The organism is Alteromonas sp. G4i35 (genome assembly GCF_054960375.1).
On the sequence record NZ_JBHNZD010000005.1, the window covers coordinates 58,018 to 78,958 of the forward strand.

The window sequence follows — 20,941 nt, forward strand, 5'->3', positions numbered from 1 at the left end:
TATGTATTTTTCATATACCGGGGAGGAGGCGTTGACTAGCTTAACGCCTCCTTTTTATTTACTTTTCGAATTATTCGTTACATGTCTGAGTGGCGTTTACGCTTGGCGTTCGCTAATTTTCTGATCGCATTCTTAAGTGAGGCACCAGCAACTAGCTTAAAGTTTTGGGTCTCGCTAGGCATGACGTTTCTTCCATCTTGTACTACCCAAAGCCCTTCGGTGAACCTTCCTCCCAAGTTAGCGTTGGTTACATCAAGCCCATCTGTTTCAGACACGCCGTCAATTTGCGCGGCTTTATCTGCCGTAATTTGAACAAGCCCCATAAGTTCCAAGACTTCAGAATTTTCAGGGTGTACGTGATAGATAGCATAGCTGTTATTACCCTGACTAGATGCGATTAGGTAAGTTTGTGCATCTACATTAAACAGAGCCAAACCTTCTACATCAGCTTCTACCGGGGCTTCTATCTCAGCGATGAACTGAGGCTGATTGCTGTTTGAAGTAATATCCAAGGCCCAAATCCCAGCACCTTCCTCACCTAGGTAGGCAGTTCTCGTTTTAGTATCCACAACACATCCTTCTGGCTGTGAGGGCAGTGAAAAGGACTGTGTTAAATGTCCATCAATAGTTTTGTCTGGGGCGATAGACACGCTATATCGTTCGAAGCGGCCACTGGTGTCGTTAGCAAATACATGAGCTATTCCGCCTGACACAAACAGACACATGCCGTATATATCATTGAGTGTAGTGCTTATGTGGCCAAGCTGAGTCATATGGCCGCGTTTATCTATTTCAAATACAGACAAACTGTTATTCGACCGGTTTGATGCCACTGCGATATCGATAAGTGGCGTATCGCTTTGCTGTGCTTTGATTTGTGCCATAGACACATTGTATCCCACATCAACGTTATTCACTCTGCCAACAGGAAGGCTTTGCACTAGCTTGCCGGCTAAGTCATAGCTATTTAACGCGCCTTTTTTGTCGGTGCCGATTATGCGGCTTTGTGAAGCGCTGTGCGAGTTAACCCAAATGGCAGGGTCGTCAGCGGCGTCGCCATGATTTTCCACTGGGTCAGTTTCAACATCGGGTTTAACCTTGATAGTTAGGTTTGCATGTTGGGACGCTCTGTTATCTGTATAAGCCTTCTCCATGTAATTTTCTTTTAGCGAGGTAGCTTTAAAATCGGTACTGCATTGTCGATTAAGTATAGCTGCGCTTAGTTTTGAAGGAAGCTCGGCAGTAAACATGTCGCCTGATTCGTCATCGTCAACAACAAAAGAAATGTGTGTGCCTTCTTCACTTAACAACAGGTGAACAAATTCAGGCTGAATAAAAGTAGACTTGTTGGTTGCTTTCAACTGGCGATCTGCTGAGTTACTTTCGTTCGCAGTATTCATTAGCGAGACAAATTGCGTAAGACATGGCGTTTTAAGCCATACCCCGCTGGCATCCGGACTCACCCAGGCAGCGATATCCACGCCATCTACCGTCGTTGAAGATAGGGTGGCTACACCTTCAATGGCAACATCTTGATCGTGAAAAATAAGGGTTTTTGCTAGCTCACTTTCAATATCGGTGGCTAATTGCCACACACCGGCAAATTCGTCAGCAAGGTATAGCGTTTCGGTGTTGGCATTTATCGCGCAACTTTTAATGCCTGGACCTATCGCAAAGTCTCTAAGCGATAAAAAGCGCCCGTCATGAAATTCATACTGATTCAGTGTGCCTGTCGCATCGATATTAATAATGTGCAGTTCGCCAGCGCTTGATGTTGTAGCACAAATGGCTTCAGAACCTTTGGTCAACTGGGTTTGCGGTTGACCAACCTCAAGAGACGCGGCGTTAATGCGATACACCTCTATGTACTGGGTGTTGTTATTGAACACTACTAAAGACACCCATTGTTTTGAATTAGACTCCACAACTTCAGCATTTGCTAAGGTGTAATGTCCCGCAATGAAGTGTTTTTTTCCTTCAGAGTTGCTTAGTGAAATACCCTTATGTTCGTTAACATTAATGTTGATAGCGTGGGTGTCATCGTAAGCTTTATGTTTGTTGTTGGCGCGGGCGTCCTTGCTAGTGTTGTTAGCATTGGTGTCTTTGTAAGCGTCTTTGTAAGCGCTTTTGGTGTTAGAATGGTCGGCGTGCGTTTGGTAGTGCAGAGTCAGACTTAGACCATTTTTTAGCTTTGTCAGCGGTAATGTGATGTCTTGGCTTTCTGCTTTTACTAGCTGGCTTTCGCTGTGCGCTAACTTGATATTCGCACTGGTATCTGTGCTGGTATTAGTATCGTGATTGGCTGCGCAACCGAACAACGTCAAGAGTGCGCTCGAAAGTGCCGCTGTGGTAAATGTGGTTTTAAAAACTGTTTTGGTGTGACGCTGATTGGTCATTGTTGTTATTGTCCTGAATCTTACTGAGATCAAACCATGCATGGCGCATTGACTAAAGCATGGCCTACAGATTATTAAGAGCAGGTTTGAAGGCCAAACTACCTACGGCCTTCAAACCCGATAATTAACTTTCGATATACCTGCCTAGTTAAGCTGCCAAGTAAAGCCAAGTTCGAACGTGCGGCCGTATTCTTCATACTGCGCGTTTTGGTTACGCGTATCGAAATAGTGATAGAAAGGTTCGTCACCTAAGTTGATGCCGTTGAAATACACCTGCATGCTGTCGTTGATGTAGTAGCGCGTCATGAAATCAACCTGTACGTGGTCGTCTTCAATTCTGAGCATGTCACCATCAATCTCTTCGAAATTGTCGCTTTTATAGGTGGTGGCTAGACGTACACTGAAGTCATTCGCTTCGTACCCAATGGTGATATTGCCAATACGGTCTGATTGATTTGGTAACTGGGTTTCAAATTTTTCGCCATCTAAGAAGGTAGTCGCTTCAGAATCGGTAAAAGTAGCATTGGCGGAAACAATGAAGCCATTGTTAAAGGCTTTCACCCAAGAAAGTTCTAAGCCGGTTAAATCGGCAGAGTCGCCGTTAATTGGCTGTATGACTTCTTCAAAACCTTCCCAACCGGTTGTATCTGCAACATCAGCGTATACAACGAAGTTATCGATATTCTTGTAGAACAGCCCTGCTGAAATTACACCGATGTCACCAGGATAGTATTCAATCGACAAATCAACGTTTTGTGCTTCGTAAGGCTGAAGGTCAGGGTTGCCAACTTCCGCCTCTCGTTCAGTTACAAATACGCCATCATCTTCTTCTGTTTTACTCTCGATGATTTGAAATGCCGCTACATCTTCAAATTTTGGCCTTGAAATAGTTTGGGTGTAGGCAGCGCGAAGCTGAAGTTTATCTGAAACAGTGTATCTGGCATTTACACTGGGTAACCAATGATCGTAGTCGTGCTCTGCTTCCCATGGCGTATTTACCACTTCTTCCACATCGGTTTCTTCGTTTTCTACAAGCTCTACTCGCATACCCGATGTAGAAAAGTCAGTACGTTCATAGCGTACACCTGCTACCAAATGAAGTTTATTTATATCTACGCTGCCCATGATATAAGCGGCAAAAATATCCTCTTCATTCACATAGGTCGCGCCACGAGACTCTACTTCAGAATTTAGGCTGTCTAATTCCAAGCTCTCGCGGTTTTCGTTAAAGTAGTTGCGCATTTCACTTCGATTAAGCCCAGGCCCAAAGTCATCAAGAGAATAGTCTGGACTGGCAGCTCCGAATTGCGAAGCGTTTAGGTCGTCGAATTCTCCATCAAAAATAGCGATGCTGCTGTCGCGGTCTTTTTCTCGGCTTCGGTATTTCGAGCCAATTTTTAACTCACCGATATAGCCACCAAGGTTGATGGGGCGGGCGGCGTCGAATTTAATACTGGTTTCGGTATCTTTCGTGTAGTTATCTTCAAAGCTGATCTCATCGACTTCATAGGTTGATAAGTCCATGGCATCAGCGTTTTGTGACACGGTTGGACGCATAGTATTTAAGTCTGCGTCGATACTGTCACTTTCGGTTTTGAATACGTAATACAGTGCATCTGGCTCGTCTTCATCAGACTTTGCATAACCGAGCTGCCAGTTTGCTTTCCAGGTATCTAGTTGGTGTTCACCACCAAGCGCCACAGTAAAAATACTCTGGCTTTCAAAGCGGTCTTTACTTTCTCTTTCTATTTCTGAGTCTTCGCCATCGAACGTGAATATATTACCTTGACGGTATTCGTCGTCAGAAAACTCACTGTAAAGTGTGCGAAGAAAGTATTGGTTGTTGAAGTCAGGACGAAAATCGATATTTAACGCACTACCCAAACGTTCACGAGTGATCGTGTAGTGACGTTGCTCAAGCTCATCGTCACCGTTACTTTCAACATTGTCTGAACCAAAATCTCGGTCAAAGTAGGAAATAGCGCCAGCCACCCCCCATTCAGGGGAAAGCTTCTTGGTAAACGTACCAGAAAGCTTTGGACTGGTTTCATCGCGTAAATCATTTTGACTGGCTTGCACGGTAATGCTCGCGGTATCTCGAGCCTTATCAAACGCACTCACGCTTTTCACCGCGACTGAACCACCAATGGCGTCTCCGTCCATATCGGGCGTTACCGATTTAGATACCTCTAATGTTTGGATGAGTTCAGAGGGAATAACGTCAAGGGCTACTGAACGTACGCCTGATTCAGGCGAGGGAATATTCAAGCCGTTAATGGTTACGTTATTCAAGTTGGGGTCGATACCGCGTATGCCGACGAAACGACCTTCACCCTGATCTCGCTCAATCGACAAGCCTGGTAAACGCTGTAACGACTCAGCAGCATTTTGGTCTGGAAATTGTCCAATGGCATCTGCGGATACAATAGACGAAATACGATCTGACGTTCGCTGCTGGTTTATGGCACTTGCCTGACCGCTTCGTTGACCACGCACCAAGATTTCATCGATAGTATCGCCGCTGCCAAACTCCACGGCTGCGCGCGCAATGCCGTTATCTGTCACTTTTATCGCTTGCGTAACCGTTTCCTCACCAAGATAAGAAATTTCTAGCGTGTAAGTACCCTCTGGAATAGAGGGAAACCGAAATGTACCGTCTGTGCCTGCTTCAGTAACTAGTCCTAATTCTTTAAGCTTAATTTGAGCACCGGTATAGCTGCGCGTCTGTGCGGCGTCTTTTACTGAACCGATAATTACGCCATCAGCAGCTGAAGCAGGTGTAGCGACGCTAAGGCCCATTGCCGCTATGCAGGCAAGTGTTAGAGAAGAGTACGCGGTTTTGATTTTCATTTATTTTCCAATTAATTAAGCAGTAAAAAGGCGTTTTGAATAAGTGCTAAGTAAGTGAATGAATACCCTAAGAATGCTGCATGACAGTTATATGACGATTTGATGGAACAAGCGGTACACAGTCGGTAATTGTCGCCTATTTGCAATTGGCTGAGCTAAATTGACCCTTGCTTAAATTACTGATTTTGTTTGGTTTGTGTGTCTTTTTTTATGCTCCTAAAGTTCGCTGCCATCAAGATGTCACATTGCTGAGCCAAACTGACCCTCGACAGTTTCATCAGATTTGGGCAAGACTCTCGTTTTGTTATAAACGCTGGCGGTGGCCGGACTAACGCGTGATGTATCCAATTCAAGAGATTTCCAAAGAGAGCACTATGTTTACCTTTACAAATTCAACACAATTTAGGCATCACAAGCTTTGGCTAGCATTTACATTTTGCGTAGTGGCGTTAGCGGTTTGTTTAGCTTTTATGTTTGGCAATGCAAAAGAAAGCACCGTGATATCAGGCCTCGATATTGTGGGGGAAGGAAGCATTGCTTTTTTAACTTTGGCGTGGATGCTAGCTGCGCTTGCCAGCCGTCCTCCAGGTAAAGTAACGAGCCTTCTCACGGTAGGACTCGGCTTCTTTCTATTTTCAGTCAGTTTAGATTTCTTGGATGAGTTTTTTCATTATCCCGAAGAGGCTTATTGGCTAAGCATGATTGAGTCTTATCCTGCGGCTGTGGGTATGGTAGTAATGACCGCGGCACTGTATCAGTGGCACCTAGAGCAGCGCGCGTTAAACTTGCAATTACGACGCAGAGAATGGGACTTTCGCGATCACGATGCTATCGACCCCATCACTCAGCTTTACCGCGCAGAGTATTGGAAAACACAAATTAATAAATTACAGCAGTCTGGCAAGTCAGCTGTCATCGCCATTATCGATATCAATAACTTCTCTTTGTTCAACCAAAAACATGGGTATACAGAAGGCGATAGGTATCTGCACGATATTGCGCAATTGGTGATCATGAATTTGCGTCAGCAAGATTTAGCGTGCCGCTATGCCGGTGATAGGTTTGCTATTCTGATACCTGACGTCTCGCCCATGCAGGCTGACGTTATTCTCAACGATATCAAAGTGAGCATTCAGCACCTTGCGTTTAGACACAGCCAAAATGCAAACGCTATTTACACTACCGCTCGCAGTACTCAAGTGACTTTGTTACCTAACCAACGCCTTGCGACAGTGCTTAACACCATGCTCTTAGAACTTGAACGTGCCCATGATAGCGCAGCGTAATTAGGCCGGTTTGATCAGTGTATTTGGCGAAAGTAATTGGTAGGGGTAACCGGTGAAGATGAATGAAGATGCCTGCAGCGAGTAACTTATGGATTTAATGTTACCAAGACTAATCGCACTACGAGACTCTGAGGACGAAGCTGCAATTGCAGGTGCTGAGTACCGTCATTCAACTCGTCTTTCTGGGGTGGGTGTCTCTCTAAAAGATGATGCTAAAGCGCTTGGCATGGGTGTCATCGAAAGTGCTGGTAGTGCTCATGTAGTGATGTCTAGCCAAGATAAAGTAATAGTTGGGTATTGGTTAGTGAGGGCAGCACTTAATGTGGCGCTCTCTCGTGGCGCGAATAAAAATAAGCTCTTGCGCGGTACAGGTATTTTTGAAGATGTGCTGAAACCCAATTCACTATTAAGCATAAAGCAATATTCATCGCTGTTAGTGAATGTTCAAAGCCAGGCGAGAGGCGGCGACGTTAGTTTTTTGCTGGGGGGAGCTTTCGCCTCGCAGTGGCTATCTAGTCCACTTAATGCGCTCAAAACATGTGAAAATGCAGAGCAGCTACTTTTACAGCTGACTCAACGCCAAACATTCCGGTGGTGTAGCCTACCGCTCTGTCAGTTTCAGCGTTTTGAAAACGCAGACCAAATAATGTTAGTGCCTCAGTTTACAGGGGTAAGCAGCAAACAGCTTCAGTTCTCCATTGAAGTGGCATTCGCAAGCGTTGTTGCACTTATGAAAAGTATAGCGAATAAGCGAATTCGTTTATCTTTCTCTTTTACCGATAGTCGACCAAGAAATATTGCTGATTACGAAACCCACCTTGGGCTTAAGTTGTCGTTTAATCGTGCTTTTAACAGTATTTGCATTGAGAAAGACGTATTACGCCAACCTTTGGAGCTAACAGTTCAGTCGGATTGTTCTGCTGAATCACATGTTTCTCTGGAAGGTGTCGTTAGTAATAGCGCAACGCAAACAAAAGGTGGGGCTTCTATTGAATTGCAAAACCGCTTGTCATTGCCTGATTTTGTGAGGCGTTATATTTATGCATCCTCCAACACACAGGCAGCAAATATCGGATTTCCTGAATTAGCGGAAACCTTAAACGTCAGTGTGGCTACGCTAAAGCGGAAACTAAAAGAGTACGGCACTAGCTATCGCGCGCTCTGCGAGGAAGTACAGCGCAATCATGCACTTTTACTTCTTTCGGTGCACAAAGTGAGTAACGAGACGGCGGCCAATGCAATGGGCATTAACGATTTACCTAACTTTCGACGAACGGTAAAACGGCTTACAGGTAAAACCCCTAGCGAGCTTAGAATTTAACGTGAATGACTGATAGCGCCTGTCCATATTTCTACGTAACAGAGCTATGCCACACACTTATGCAACACAGCTATGTAAAATAGCTATGAAAACTAGCTAGGCGGCAGTCGCGTTCTACGGCTAAATGGTTGTAGCTTCACTCCTTTAATAACTCGAAATCTAATCGTAGCGTCTGGCACAGTGCAGATGAGTTAAATATTGGAAAGTAAATTTCTTTTCAATGCTTTAAAAACCTTTTATCCTTTGTTGCTTTAGCTTTTCACCGTCAAAAACCGTCACGTTATGGTTTCGTTGAAGCTTTTTTTACGCACTCGCAACCGGCAGGTGGCTTTCCCGCGTAGCCTTTAAACTTTTGCTGTCACGCAATAAAACCCAAAAAGAGAGTTTTCTGTGCACGAAAATAATGACATTGCACCAAATTCTATCGCACCCAACCCGTTAGGTTTAACGCCCATTTTGCTTTTTGTAATTCTTGTTGTAGTGACCGGTATTACCACAAACGATATTACTGCGATGCCTATTTTGGTGGCGTTTTTTATCAGCGCTGGGTATGGCCTATGTTTAAATCCGAAAGGGAAAAAGGTCAGCTTCTCTGAAAAAGTACAAACGTTTTGTAAAGGCGGCGGTGATAAAAACATTATTCTTCTAGTGCTTATATTCTTGTTAGCTGGTGCATTTTATGCGGTGACTATTGATATTGGCGCTCGGGATGCCACGGTCAATATGGCACTACAATTTGTGCCTTCCGCACTTATATTGCCAGGCCTCTTTTTGATTTGCTGTTTCATATCATTTTCAATGGGCACGTCCATGGGCACCATTACCGCTCTCTCGCCAATAGGTGCGGGGCTTGCCACAAGTTTGGGGCTACCGGTAGAAATGGCGCTAGGTATTGTGGTGGGGGGCGCAATGTTTGGTGATAACCTCTCGTTTGTTTCAGATACCACCATTGCGGCAACCCGTACGCAAGGCGTACAGCTTAAAGATAAATTTAGGGCGAATTTAATGGTTGCTGTGCCGGCGTGCATTGTCACCATGGCGTTACTGCTTATGGTGGATGTCGATACTTCTGGCATCGTTGAAGGCGGCAGCTACGATTTTTGGCGCATAGTGCCTTACTTGTGCATTATCGCTTTTGCGCTAACAGGGTTTAACGTCATTAGCGTGCTTGCAGTGGGAATTGCCAGTGCCTGCGTAGTGGGATTGCTTCAAGGCAGCTTCACGCCACTTTCTATGATGCAAAGCATTCAAAAAGGGATGGGCTGGATGCAGGACTTGGCTATGATCGCCATAACCATAGGCGGTATTGTTGCGCTTATGCACGCTAACGGCGGTATAACATGGTTAATCGAGCGCTTAACCCGAAAGGTCACGTCAAAGAAAGGCGCTGAGTTCAGTATTGCTGGCTTGGTTAGCTTTTTGGACATTACAACGGCGAACAACACTATTGCGATTGTTACCGCAGGTCCAATTGCTAAAGACCTGAATGAAAAATACGGCGTCGACCCTCGTCGTACGGCATCACTTTTGGATATCTTTTCGTGCAGTTTCCAAGGTTTAGTCCCTTACGGCGCGCAGCTTTTAAGTGCCGCAGCCGTAGTGGGTATTTCACCATTAGCTATTACGCCGTACTGCTGGTATCCCATGCTGATTTTTGTGTTTGGTGTGGCGGCCATTTGGTTCGGTTTTCCCCGTTTTAAAACGCCCCAGGACGATGAATTAACCCAAAGCGCTTAAATTCTCGTAACGCTTAACACACTGGCTTTTTAGGGCGGTATCTTCTAGGATCACCGCCCGAATTTTATTGATGATTAGATACACGCTTTAGGATGTCACTTTGTCTTCACCATTTGCTATAAAACCTCTTTACAACCAACTAGACGATTGTTTAAGCGCAGATAAGTTTCGTTTAAAGCGACGCATTACGCAGCTTGCACAAAAAGTGAATGATACATCTGGTGTTGAAGGAAAAGGCGCGGAGAAAAAAGCTGCTAATCCCAAAGCTTCAAAACGTGACATTGCGGTTAGCGAAGAAAGCTTAAAAGCGCAGTTTGAAAAGCTCGAAAGCGACATCAATGCATCGATAGAAAAACGCCAATGGCGTAAAGACAACCTTCCTAAAGTTGAATACCCACCGCTGCCGGTTAGCGATAAAAAAGAAGATATCAAAGAGGCGATTGCGAATAACCAAGTGGTGATTGTTGCGGGTGAGACCGGGTCGGGTAAAACTACGCAGCTACCTAAGATATGCTTAGAGTTAGGTCGCGGTGTAAATGGCATGATAGCCCACACCCAGCCAAGACGTTTAGCGGCGCGAAGTGTAGCTACCCGTATAGCTGAAGAGCTAAACACGCCGCTTGGCGAAAAGGTGGGTTTTAAAATTCGCTTTAGCGATCAGGTAAGCGAGCGAAGCTACGTTAAGCTTATGACCGACGGCATGCTGCTGGCTGAAATGCAGCAAGACCGCTTTTTAAATCAATACGATACTATCATCATCGATGAAGCCCACGAGCGAAGCCTTAATATCGACTTCTTGTTGGGCTATCTGCGTCAGCTTTTAGATAAGCGCCCTGATTTAAAACTCATCATCACCTCTGCCACCATCGACCCAGAGCGATTCTCTCAGCATTTTAACAATGCGCCGATTATCGAAGTAAGCGGACGTACCTATCCGGTAGAAATTCGTTACCACGCGCCAGAAGACAATGATGACGATATTGATCAAAGCGACGCCATCGTAAACGCAGTCGACGAGCTGATGCGTGAAGCACCGGGCGATATCTTAGTGTTCTTAAGCGGAGAGCGCGAGATACGCGACACCCAAGATGCCTTGAGCAAACAGCATTATCGCAACACTGAAATTGTTCCGCTGTATGCGAGGTTGTCGGCGGCAGAGCAAAACCGCATATTTCAGTCGCACAGCGGCAGACGCATTGTACTTGCAACCAACGTTGCAGAGACCTCGCTTACGGTGCCTGGCATTAAATACGTCATTGACCCGGGGTTTGCCCGTATTTCACGTTACAGTGCCAGAAGTAAAGTTCAGCGTTTACCTATCGAGCCAATATCTCAGGCGTCAGCGAATCAGCGGGCAGGGCGATGCGGCCGTGTGTCTGACGGTATTTGTATTCGTCTTTACAGTGAAGAAGACTATTTAGGCCGCCCAGAATTTACGGACCCAGAGATCCTGCGAACCAACTTAGCGTCGGTTATTTTGCAAATGCTTGCTTTAGGGTTAGGCGATATCGCTGCTTTTCCATTTGTTCAGCCGCCTGATAACCGCAATATCAACGACGGTTTCCGCTTACTTGAAGAAATTCAAGCTATCGCGAAAGGCAAAGATAACCGAAAAACCAAGCAAAGCGGCAAAATGCAGCTTACTCCGCTAGGTCGTCAAGTAGCACGTTTACCTATCGACCCTCGCTATGCTCGTATGGTGGTTGAAGCCGAGCGTACTAATGCGCTCAGCGAAGTAATGGTGATTGCAGCGGGACTTTCAATTCAGGATCCGCGAGAGCGCCCACAGGAAAAACGCCAGCAAGCAGACGAGAAGCACAGCGAATACCACGATAAAGATTCTGACTTTATCAGTCTTTACAACTTGTGGTTGGCGTTTAGAGAGCAGCAAAACGCACTCAGTCAAAACCAATTGCGCAAATGGTGTAAGCAAAATTTCATCAACTATTTACGTATGCGTGAGTGGCAGGACATTGTTAGCCAACTTAAAAAGTCTATCGCTGAGCTGGGCTTTGGCATTTCAAAGCAAGAAGCCGACTATCAGGCTATTCACCAAGCTATTGCCAGCGGCTTGCTGTCGCACATGGGCTTTAAAGATAAAGAACGGGAGTATATGGGCTCGCGTAACTCGCGCTTTCTTATTTTCCCTGGTTCAGGGCTATCAAAGTCTCAGCCCAAATGGGTAATGGCAGCTGAGCTTGTAGAAACCTCTAAGCTATTTGCTCGTATGGTGGCAAAAATTGACCCAGCATGGGTAGAGCCTTTGGCCGAGCATGTTGTGCAAAGAAGCTATTCAGAGCCACACTGGTCTAAAAAGCGCGGTGCGGTGATTGCCTTTGAAAAAGTATCCTTGTTCGGGCTACCCATAGTAATGAAGCGTGCGAAGGTTTATAGCCTCATCGACCCGCCAATTTGCCACGAGCTATTTATCCGCGAAGCGTTAGTCGAGGGCAATACTAAACTCAATTACAGTTTCTTACAGGAAAATCAGGCACTGCTTGAGCAGGCAGACGAATTTGAACAAAAGACCCGTCGTCGCGATTTGATAGTCGATGATGAAGAGCTTGTAAGCTTTTACGCGAAGCGTATTCCGGTTGAGGCCAATAATGATGCGGCGTTTAAGAAGTGGTTTAAGCAACACGGAAGCAACGACAGTTTAACGTTTAAAGAAGAAGACGTGTATCGTCAGCAGCCTGGGCAGTCGGTAGCAAACGCGTTTCCCGATGTATGGCGCCAAGGCAATATTACGCTGCCGCTTCGCTATAACTTCGAACCTAACGCTGAAGATGATGGCGTAACTGTTGTCATCCCGCTGCCTGTACTTAACCAAGTCGACAATATAGGTTTTGATTGGCTGGTGCCGGGGCTAAGGCACGACCTCATTGTGGGTTTAATTAAAACCTTGCCTAAACGCTTGCGTCGTAACTTTGTGCCTGCGCCAAACTTTGCTGAAGCATGCCTTGCTGATATCAGTGAAACGGATAAAAACAACCGTCCAGTGCCTTTGCTTGAAGCCGTAGCCGATAAGCTACGCAAAATGACGGGCGTTATTATTGAGAGCGAAGAGTGGAATTTAGATCAGCTTGATAAGCATTTGAAAATGCACTTTGCGGTAGTTAACGACAACGGTGATGATATTGCTAAAGGCGACGACCTTCACGCGCTTAAACAGCAGTGTGCAGGGCAGGTGAAACAAACCTTTGAGAAAGCCGCAACACCTGAGTTAGAGCGCAATAACATCGAACAATGGGATTTCGAAAGCTTGCCGGAAACCTTCGTGCAGAAAGTTGGCGGGTTTGAAGTTCAGGCGTTCCCGGCTCTGGTGCAAAAGGGTGATAAGGTAGATATTGCGTTAATTGAAGAAGCGGATAAGGCCCAAGTGCTGCACAAGCAAGGCGTGAATGTCTTGATTAAAAACGCGATGCCGTCACCGCTTAATTATTTGCAAAGCAAATTACCTAACAAAGCCAAGCTGGGTTTGTATTTCAATCCATTTGGCCAAGTGAAAGCGCTAATTGATGATTGTATTTTTGCGGGTATCGATGCCATTGTCAGTGATTACTGCAAAACCAATAACACCGACATTCGCAGCAAAGCCGATTTTGAAGCCTGTTTAGAGATTGCTCGTGCAAACATTAATGACAGGGTGTTAGAAATTGCCAAACAAGTGGAGCAAGGGCTTACCCTTGCGCATCAATGTCAGAAGCAAATGAAAGGGAATGTGCCGCTGACCATGATAAACGCCTTAGGCGACTGCAAAGCGCACTTGGCATCGTTAGTTTTCCCTGGTTTTGTTTCTGAAATTGGCGAGAGTAGGTTAGATGATTGGAATCGCTATATTAAAGGCCTAGCCCGCCGTTTGGAAAAGCTTCCCGTCGATCCTAATAAAGACAGAATGCATCAGGTAACGGTAGAAAAGTCGATTAAGGAATGGGAGAAAGCGTGCAGCAAGTACCCCAAAGGTAAAGTGCCGCCAGCTCTTAAAGACGTGCGCTGGATGATAGAAGAATTGCGCGTTTCTTTGTTTGCCCAGCAACTTGGTACCGCATATCCCATTTCGGCTAAGCGTATTACTTTGCACCTTGCTGATTTTTAGCACAATACGTTGAGTAACAGTTAAATCGCCCCAAGGAATTGGTGTGCAAAACGTCGAAAAGGAAGATTTTTCATCCAATTCAAAGGCAATTGAAGGGTCTGAATTAGTCATATTTTTTACGTTGTGAAAATCGCTGAGATTAGACCAAAGTACACTTTTAAGATTTGTTGAGTAAATATTGTACAGTTCGATTGACAAGTTATCAGCATCGCCCTATAACATCAGATGTAGTTGTCAGCGTAATGCTAAAAATCAGGAGAAGTAGACATGTTGGGATACGACGATAAGCGAAATTTTTTCAGGATGATGGTAAATTCGCCTTGTCAGTTACAGATAACTGATGATGAGTCGAGCCGCACCATGCAGGCAATGTGTAGAGATATCAGTGCAACGGGGATGTCGTTGGAAGTTGATGAGCCGTCAATTGAAGTAGGTACGCAGGTAAGTGTCGCAATTGAATCGTCTAGCTCACAGATTCCTTCATTAGCCGCGTTAGCCACAGTGGTGCGTTGTGAACCCGAGTCTGAGTCAAGCTGCATTATAGGCGTTGAAATTTCTCAGATGAAGTAACCACTTCTTTTATAGTTAGGCGAAGCAATTTCTTCGCCTTTTTGCTATGGCTAATTACAGAGCCATTCACTTAATACAATCAATCGCGTTTCATTTTGATAGGGCGAAAAGCTTTTACAGTATGCAAGCGGTAGCCATCCTTACTCAATTTATTTTCACTTCTACGGTTCTCATTCATTAAACCGAACATGCTGTTCAAATTTTTCAATTTTCCATTGCGTCTCTAATTGATAATAATTCTCATTAATGCGTAAGCAAAGTGATTTAATTTTTGAGAGAGTATTGATTATGAAAAAGACGATTACCTTTGCAGTGATGCACTTTTCGGTAGCTTTTACTGTTGCCTACTTACTTACAGGTAGCCTGGTGGTTGGCGGAGCGGTAGCGCTGGTAGAGCCTGCCATCAATACCGTGGCGTTTTATTTTCACGAGATGGTATGGAAGAAAGTTGAAAGCAAAGGAAACGCTATTGAAGAACAGGCGAATGAACGCTCGCAACAGCTATCGAGTAGTTTTTCGAATAAAAATGTGACGTTTGCTTCTTAAGGAAATTTACTCGCTTCGAGTTCTTAGGTATTGAGAACAGCTATTAAAGACAGTTTAAGCGCCCCGGTTTTCAGAGTAACCAGGGCGCTTTTATAAAATTAGTCGTCGGTGACTTCACACACCAGGCCTTTCAGATAATAGCCTTCAGGATAGCTACCGATAATAGGGTGGTCTGAGGCTTGATTTAGCCTTGCGATAATTTTGATTGTACGACCTGCATCAAGTGCAGCGTCTGCCACAACTTTCTGGAATAAATCTGCCGGCATAAGGCCTGAGCAACTAAATGTAAGTAGCAGTCCGCCAGATTTTACTGCATGTATGCCGTACATATTGATGTCTTTATAGCCGCGCGCAGCGCGGTTTAATGTTGCTTTGCTGTCGACAAACTTTGGCGGGTCGAGTATCACCATATCAAACTGTTTGCCCTGCTCGTGATACTCCCTGAGTGCCTTAAATACGTCTTGATTTACGTAATTGGCTTTGTTCTCGTCTAAACCATTGATGGCTACATGGTGTTTGGCCAAATCAAGAGCAGGCTGAGAGACATCAACGTTTGTAACTGACTTAGCACCGCCAGCAAGTGCGTAGCAAGAAAACGTACCTGTGTAACTAAAACAGTTGAGTACGTCGGCATCTTTCGCATAATGCGCTGCCGCTGCGCGACTGTCTCGTTGATCTAAGTAAAAACCGGTTTTATGGCCGTTCTCGATATCAACCACTATGTTAATACCGTTCTCTTTTACCGTAACTTGCATAGGTGGTTCACCATGCAGTACACCTGTAACTGGCTCTAAACCTTCTTTCTTACGCACATCTACGTCGCTTCTTTCGTATATGTGCACATCAGGCATTAGCTTGGTAATTGCCCACACTATTTTATCTCTGTGCTTTTCTCCGCCCGCGCTCAAAAGCTGAAGCACTGCAACGTTGTCGTATAGGTCTATAGTGATCCCCGGAAGGCCATCACTTTCAGACGCTATCCAGCGAAACGCGTTGGTTTTGTTTGGGTCAAACAGGCGTTTTCGAAGCGCTAGCGCAGTTTCTAAACGGCGCAGGAAAAAGCCATTATCAATGCTTTCGTCTTTTTTGAACGTCCACATACGAACGCGAATTTTTGAATTTGGAGAGTAAGCGCCTCGACCCAACCAGTCGCCTTCAGAGTCAAATACGTCTACCGTATCGCCAACTCGCGCGCGGCCTTTTAGCTCAGCCACGGCGCTTTCGAATACCCAAGGGTGTTTGCGGCGAAGTGATTTGTCTCTGGATGGCTGTAAAATGACCTGTGCTGACATGAAGGCTCTCGTACTAATTTAATAAATGTGAAACAGAGTTAAGCGGATTTAACCGCTTATGAGAATGGACGCGATTATACGCAATTTCATACGTTCTGTGTTAATTATACCAGTCCACATAGATAATTACCCACTCAGCGAGAGTGAGCAATTATCTGTGCGGATTAGTATAAGAGTGCGTACATATGGTGAGTAACCACAGTTCGAACAGAGATTTTTAACACTTAGATTGGATGTAACTATGCAATATGTCGATTTTGAAAAAGGGTGCGGCCCAAGCGAACTCGTTGTAAAAGAACGTGCAGGGCTGTCGTTAGCACCAGGGAAAGTGAAAGTTGACGTTAAGGCATTTGGCGTAAATAGAGCGGATACGTTGCAGCGCCAGGGAAATTATCCACCTCCACCTGGGGAGAGCGATATTCTTGGGTTAGAGGTAGCCGGTGTAGTGTCAGAGGTTGCCAGTGATGTCACTGCATTCAAAGAAGGTGACGAAGTATTTGGTTTGGTTGCAGGTGGTGGCTATGCCACTGAAGTGATGGTTAATCCAGCGCACTTAATGCCTATTCCCAAAGGCATGCCGTTTTTTGAAGCCGCGGGTTTGGCCGAAGTGTTTCTTACGGCATTTCAGTGCTTACGCACAATTGCGCATATAAAACCGGCTGAACGGGCGTTAATTCATGGCGGAGCAAGTGGTGTAGGGCTGGCTGCCACACAACTTTGTCGATATTGGGGCGTACACAGTGCGGTAACGGCCTCAAGTCAAGAAAAGCTTACCCTGTGTGAAATCAATGGCGCAGAACACCTTATTAACTATAAGCGGCAACAATTTGATGATGTGCTTAAAAAAGTATGGCCAGAAGGGGTTAATATGGTACTTGATATGGTAGGTGGCGACTACCTTAACCGTAACTTAAAGGTTTTGAAGCAAGACGGCAAAGTCGTGTACTTGGCCATGTTGGCAGGCCGATATGCAGACAACCTTGATATGGCAATGCTATTAGGTAAACGAGCGTCAATTATTGGCACCACACTTAGAAATCGAAGTGACGAGTACAAAGCGGATTTGGTGCGGGATTTTACTAACGTATGCTTGCCAGCTTTTGAGAATAAAGAACTTAAGGTGAACATCGATACGCACTACGGCATTGATGACATCAACAAACCCCATGTACGTTTAGAAAACAACGAAACACAGGGTAAGCTAGTGCTCTCTTGGTAAAGTGCGTGATAGAAGTGCTAAGTAATAGCGCTTAGCAGCAAGATAGTTTAATTGCCAACAAAACCTTCATCCGCTTTTGTTGGCTTCGCTTCTGCCGCACTTCGGGCTAGTTCGTCGCAGCGCTCGTTTTCAGGGTGCCCTGAATGACCCTTCACCCAATGCCAGTTCACTTTATGTTTTTTTACCGCTTCATCTAAACGCTTCCACAAATCTGCATTTTTTACCGGCTTCTTATCGGCTGTGCGCCAACCGTTCTTGCGCCAGTTATGGATCCACTGGTTGATACCATTTTTCACGTACTGGCTGTCGGTAGTTAGTTCAACATTACACGGTTCATTTAAGCTGTTAAGCGCTTCGATAGGGGCTAAGAGCTCCATGCGGTTATTAGTTGTGTGGGCAAAGCCATCGCTCAACTCTTTTCTGTGTTGCTTATAAATTAACACAGCGCCGTACCCGCCCGGTCCTGGATTACCCAAGCACGAGCCGTCGGTGTATATATGAATGGTCTTTTGAGCCACAGCGTTTCCTTTGATTTAACTAGCGTAATTTATCTTGTCTTTTCCCTTAGCGGATTGCGAAGGGGTTGATATACTATCAAAAAATGAAAGTGTAATTATAGTAGAGGTTCCATGCGCCAAATTGTTCTCGATACCGAAACCACAGGTATTGACCCCAAAGAAGGCCACCGCATTATCGAAATAGGGTGTGTTGAAGTTGTTAACCGCCGTTTGACGGGGAATCACTTTCACGTTTACATCAATCCAGGCCGTCACATTGAACAAGAGGCAATTGAAGTTCACGGTATAACCAATGAATTTCTAGCCGATAAGCCTACATTTTCTCAAGTGGCTCAGGAGTTTGTGAACTTTATCAAAGGGGCACAGTTAGTCATTCACAACGCGCCGTTTGACGTTGGTTTTATGGATCACGAGTTTGGAATGGAGGCATCCACCAAAGGCGTTATCACTAACCAGATTTGTGATGTACTCGACACACTGACCCTTGCTCGCCAAATGCATCCAGGTCAAAAGAACAACCTAGATGCACTGTGTAAGCGTTATGGTATAGACAACAGTCATCGTACCCTCCACGGCGCATTGCTAGATGCGGAAATTCTGGCAGATGTTTATCTGTTAATGACCGGTGGGCAAACTAAGCTAAAATTGGCATCTAGTTCGGGCAGCGACGCAGACTCCACGGCAATTCGCAGGATTCAGCGAAGTGCAAATAAATTAAAGGTTATTAAAGCTACCGCCGATGAGATAACACAGCATGAGGCTCGCCTGGATATTGTTGAAAAGGCAGGAGGCAAATGCTTATGGCGCCCTCAACCTGAAGAGGTGTCTTAACACGTTTAAATAGAAATAAAATAGCCAAACAGTGCAGGAGCAGCGTAGCGTGAGAGTGTGGTTTTATTGGGTAATTTTTTTATCATTGTTTATACACTTAAGCGCTGGCGCGCAGTCGCAAGAAGCTGAACGCGACGCTGCTCGGCAGCTCACCGACAGTGCCCTACAAAATACGCAATCAAACAATGACGCACTGGACACATCCCCACTCACCGATTTAGGTGATGAATACACCAATTCAATTCAATTATTGCAAAACCGATTTCGCGTCGACTACAACGTTAAAGAAATCACCATGGTTTTCTTCAGAGAATATGGCTCTGCGCCAGTGGTGCTCGTTAGGCCTGACGGATCAAAGTTGTTTCAGGGGCGAGTAGATGAAGAAAAAGTAAAATGGTTTGACGCCGATACGTTTGACATGATCACGATTAAAGATCCTGTTCCAGGGCCTTGGCAGGCGGTGGGTCAAGTGTTGCCGCAAAGCAGAGTTATGGTTTTATCAAATGTAGAACTTCATGCTGAACCGTTACCAAATGTGCTTTTTGCTGGCGAAATATTGAAATCTACTGCCTACTTAACTAACAACGGTAAGCCGATAGAAAATAAGCAGTTTAGGGATGTCGTTGACTTGGATATAGAGTTCAAGAGTACCAATAACCCAAACTACGGTAATTTCGGTACGAATGACCAAAGCATTGCCACATTTAAAGACGACGGAAGGGGAATGGACGAGCGGCCTGGTGACGGGGTTTTTACAGGGCAGTTCAATTTGAAAATTCCGGCAGGCGAGTGGAAACCAGTTTTTCGCGTGAGTACACCAATGTACACCCGGGAACAAATAGGGGAGCTCATCATTTTACATGAAAATCCGGTGTCTATAGATGTAGAACTGGATGGTGGCGGCGATGGCTATCACAAAATTATTATTGATGTAGACCGTGACTTGGTCGACATTGAATCACTATTAGTCGACGGGAAAGTAAAGTTTCCCAACGCCGATATGCAGAATTTTTCGTTAACAGAGGGGGGAATAGACCCTCGTGAGCATCTAATTGTTGCTTATGAAGAAGGAATATTCAGGGTAAAGGTAACGGCTTACGGCACAACGATGGACGGTAGAGATTTTATCTTGGACGTTCCTGAGTACAGCTTTGTGGCACAAGGACCAACCCAAGCTGAAGTCGAAGATCCGTTAATTAATGGCAAAGACCCTATAGTTGATGGTAGTGAGCCATTAACGATGACTTCTGGTGCGCCTGGCTCGGTGGATGGTGAAAAAGAAAATCTTCCTGCAGATTCGGCAAAGGATGAAATGGATGATGGGACGCTCACTCTCATTCTCGTGGCAGTAAATGGCTCGATTGTACTTATTGGGGTTATTGCTGCAGTGGTCATTATTGTTATGCGTAAGCGGGCATCAACACCTAAGCAAGCTAGCGCAACTGTGAAATCGTCTTCACAAACTACCGATGCCGACCTTACTATGGAGTCTGAACCTAAAGGGTTTAAAAAACTGCTGGGAATATTTAAAAAGCGCGAGAAATCAGAATAAGGGCCGTCAGGCGATTCACTGTCATGCTTGGGCCGTTGTTAATTTGCTCACTTTGAATTTTATTTCGACATTATGCCTATTTAACAGGCAAACAAACCGCAGATGACAATTTTATTAATAAAAAGCGTTGACTCCACATAGGGGAATACGTATTATCTGCGCCGCAGTCAGGGGACAGGGCAACAACAGCCAAGTCAACTCACTGATAACATTGAAGATGTGGAGCGGTAGTTCAGTTGGTTAGAATACCGGCCTGTCACGCCGGGGGTCGCGGGTTCGAGTCCCGTCCGCTCCGCCACTCTCTCAATGGTATAACTAAAAGGTCTTCGGAGCGGTAGTTCAGTTGGTTAGAATACCGGCCTGTCACGCCGGGGGTCGCGGGTTCGAGTCCCGTCCGCTCCGCCATTTAGTTATACAGCGCAATCTCGATTATGTGGAGCGGTAGTTCAGTTGGTTAGAATACCGGCCTGTCACGCCGGGGGTCGCGGGTTCGAGTCCCGTCCGCTCCGCCATTAATCGAATAAAGCGCGCTTCCCATTATGCGGAGCGGTAGTTCAGTTGGTTAGAATACCGGCCTGTCACGCCGGGGGTCGCGGGTTCGAGTCCCGTCCGCTCCGCCATTAATGATAAGCTCTTCTTCTAAGATAATTCCCCTTTCTGGGGAAATCGTTATAAAATCTCTATCTCTATTTTAGCCCCTTTTAATTGCGCTACTTAGTCCTGTCTA

At 45.4% G+C, this 20,941-nt stretch carries 13 protein-coding genes and 4 tRNA genes; 13 read left to right on the forward strand and 4 right to left on the reverse strand.

Features of this window, described 5'->3' with window-relative positions; all coding sequences use genetic code 11:
• Nucleotides 1–77 precede the first annotated feature (77 nt).
• A complete protein-coding gene (locus ACFI6L_RS04120; RefSeq protein ID WP_462573477.1) occupies nucleotides 78–2,396 on the reverse strand; it encodes a phytase in 2,319 nt (772 codons plus the stop codon).
• Between the two features lie 144 nt (nucleotides 2,397–2,540).
• Nucleotides 2,541–5,246 carry a TonB-dependent receptor gene (locus ACFI6L_RS04125; protein ID WP_462573478.1) on the reverse strand — a complete coding sequence of 902 codons (2,706 nt, stop codon included), beginning with the start codon at nucleotides 5,244–5,246 and terminating at the stop codon, nucleotides 2,541–2,543.
• Nucleotides 5,247–5,620: 374 nt separating this feature from the next.
• Here ACFI6L_RS04125 and ACFI6L_RS04130 point away from each other — a divergent pair, with 374 nt between their 5' ends.
• The 6 genes from ACFI6L_RS04130 to ACFI6L_RS04155 all read left to right on the forward strand — a co-directional run bounded on the left by ACFI6L_RS04130 (nucleotide 5,621) and on the right by ACFI6L_RS04155 (nucleotide 14,802).
• A complete protein-coding gene (locus ACFI6L_RS04130; protein ID WP_421712454.1) occupies nucleotides 5,621–6,532 on the forward strand; it encodes a diguanylate cyclase domain-containing protein in 912 nt (303 codons plus the stop codon).
• An 88-nt stretch (nucleotides 6,533–6,620) separates the two neighbouring features.
• Entirely contained in the window at nucleotides 6,621–7,853 is a 1,233-nt protein-coding gene (locus ACFI6L_RS04135) for a helix-turn-helix domain-containing protein (protein WP_462573479.1), read from the forward strand.
• 390 nt (nucleotides 7,854–8,243) lie between these two features.
• The gene (locus tag ACFI6L_RS04140; RefSeq protein ID WP_421712456.1) at nucleotides 8,244–9,590 is read left to right on the forward strand and encodes a Na+/H+ antiporter NhaC family protein; all 1,347 of its coding nucleotides are present in this window, start codon (nucleotides 8,244–8,246) and stop codon (nucleotides 9,588–9,590) included.
• A 100-nt stretch (nucleotides 9,591–9,690) separates the two neighbouring features.
• Entirely contained in the window at nucleotides 9,691–13,686 is a 3,996-nt protein-coding gene (gene hrpA / locus ACFI6L_RS04145; RefSeq protein WP_462573480.1) for an ATP-dependent RNA helicase HrpA, read from the forward strand.
• A gap of 267 nt (nucleotides 13,687–13,953) precedes the next feature.
• On the forward strand, nucleotides 13,954–14,256 hold the full coding sequence (locus tag ACFI6L_RS04150; RefSeq protein ID WP_014949177.1) for a PilZ domain-containing protein: 303 nt from the start codon (nucleotides 13,954–13,956) through the stop codon (nucleotides 14,254–14,256).
• A gap of 288 nt (nucleotides 14,257–14,544) precedes the next feature.
• Nucleotides 14,545–14,802, forward strand: coding sequence for a DUF2061 domain-containing protein (locus tag ACFI6L_RS04155; protein WP_462573481.1), 258 nt, complete (start codon nucleotides 14,545–14,547; stop codon nucleotides 14,800–14,802).
• A 98-nt stretch (nucleotides 14,803–14,900) separates the two neighbouring features.
• Here the strand turns inward: ACFI6L_RS04155 and ACFI6L_RS04160 are convergent, their stop codons facing one another.
• Nucleotides 14,901–16,094, reverse strand: coding sequence for a class I SAM-dependent rRNA methyltransferase (locus tag ACFI6L_RS04160; protein ID WP_014998114.1), 1,194 nt, complete (start codon nucleotides 16,092–16,094; stop codon nucleotides 14,901–14,903).
• Between the two features lie 241 nt (nucleotides 16,095–16,335).
• On the opposite strand from ACFI6L_RS04160, the gene ACFI6L_RS04165 reads away from it, so the two are divergent.
• A complete protein-coding gene (locus ACFI6L_RS04165; protein WP_421712459.1) occupies nucleotides 16,336–17,313 on the forward strand; it encodes an NAD(P)H-quinone oxidoreductase in 978 nt (325 codons plus the stop codon).
• A gap of 47 nt (nucleotides 17,314–17,360) precedes the next feature.
• Here the strand turns inward: ACFI6L_RS04165 and rnhA are convergent, their stop codons facing one another.
• Nucleotides 17,361–17,831, reverse strand: coding sequence for a ribonuclease HI (gene rnhA / locus ACFI6L_RS04170; RefSeq protein ID WP_014998116.1), 471 nt, complete (start codon nucleotides 17,829–17,831; stop codon nucleotides 17,361–17,363).
• A 111-nt stretch (nucleotides 17,832–17,942) separates the two neighbouring features.
• Here rnhA and dnaQ point away from each other — a divergent pair, with 111 nt between their 5' ends.
• The 6 genes from dnaQ (at nucleotide 17,943) to ACFI6L_RS04200 (ending at nucleotide 20,834) form a co-directional block, all read left to right on the forward strand.
• Entirely contained in the window at nucleotides 17,943–18,662 is a 720-nt protein-coding gene (gene dnaQ / locus ACFI6L_RS04175; protein ID WP_014998117.1) for a DNA polymerase III subunit epsilon, read from the forward strand.
• Between the two features lie 49 nt (nucleotides 18,663–18,711).
• Complete coding sequence (locus ACFI6L_RS04180; protein ID WP_462573482.1) at nucleotides 18,712–20,214, forward strand: TIGR03503 family protein; 1,503 nt, start codon at nucleotides 18,712–18,714, stop codon at nucleotides 20,212–20,214.
• Between the two features lie 221 nt (nucleotides 20,215–20,435).
• Nucleotides 20,436–20,512 (forward strand) — tRNA-Asp (locus ACFI6L_RS04185).
• A gap of 30 nt (nucleotides 20,513–20,542) precedes the next feature.
• Nucleotides 20,543–20,619, forward strand: a tRNA-Asp gene (locus tag ACFI6L_RS04190).
• A 30-nt stretch (nucleotides 20,620–20,649) separates the two neighbouring features.
• A tRNA-Asp gene (locus ACFI6L_RS04195) sits at nucleotides 20,650–20,726 on the forward strand.
• Nucleotides 20,727–20,757: 31 nt separating this feature from the next.
• A tRNA-Asp gene (locus ACFI6L_RS04200) sits at nucleotides 20,758–20,834 on the forward strand.
• Nucleotides 20,835–20,941: the final 107 nt, after the last annotated feature.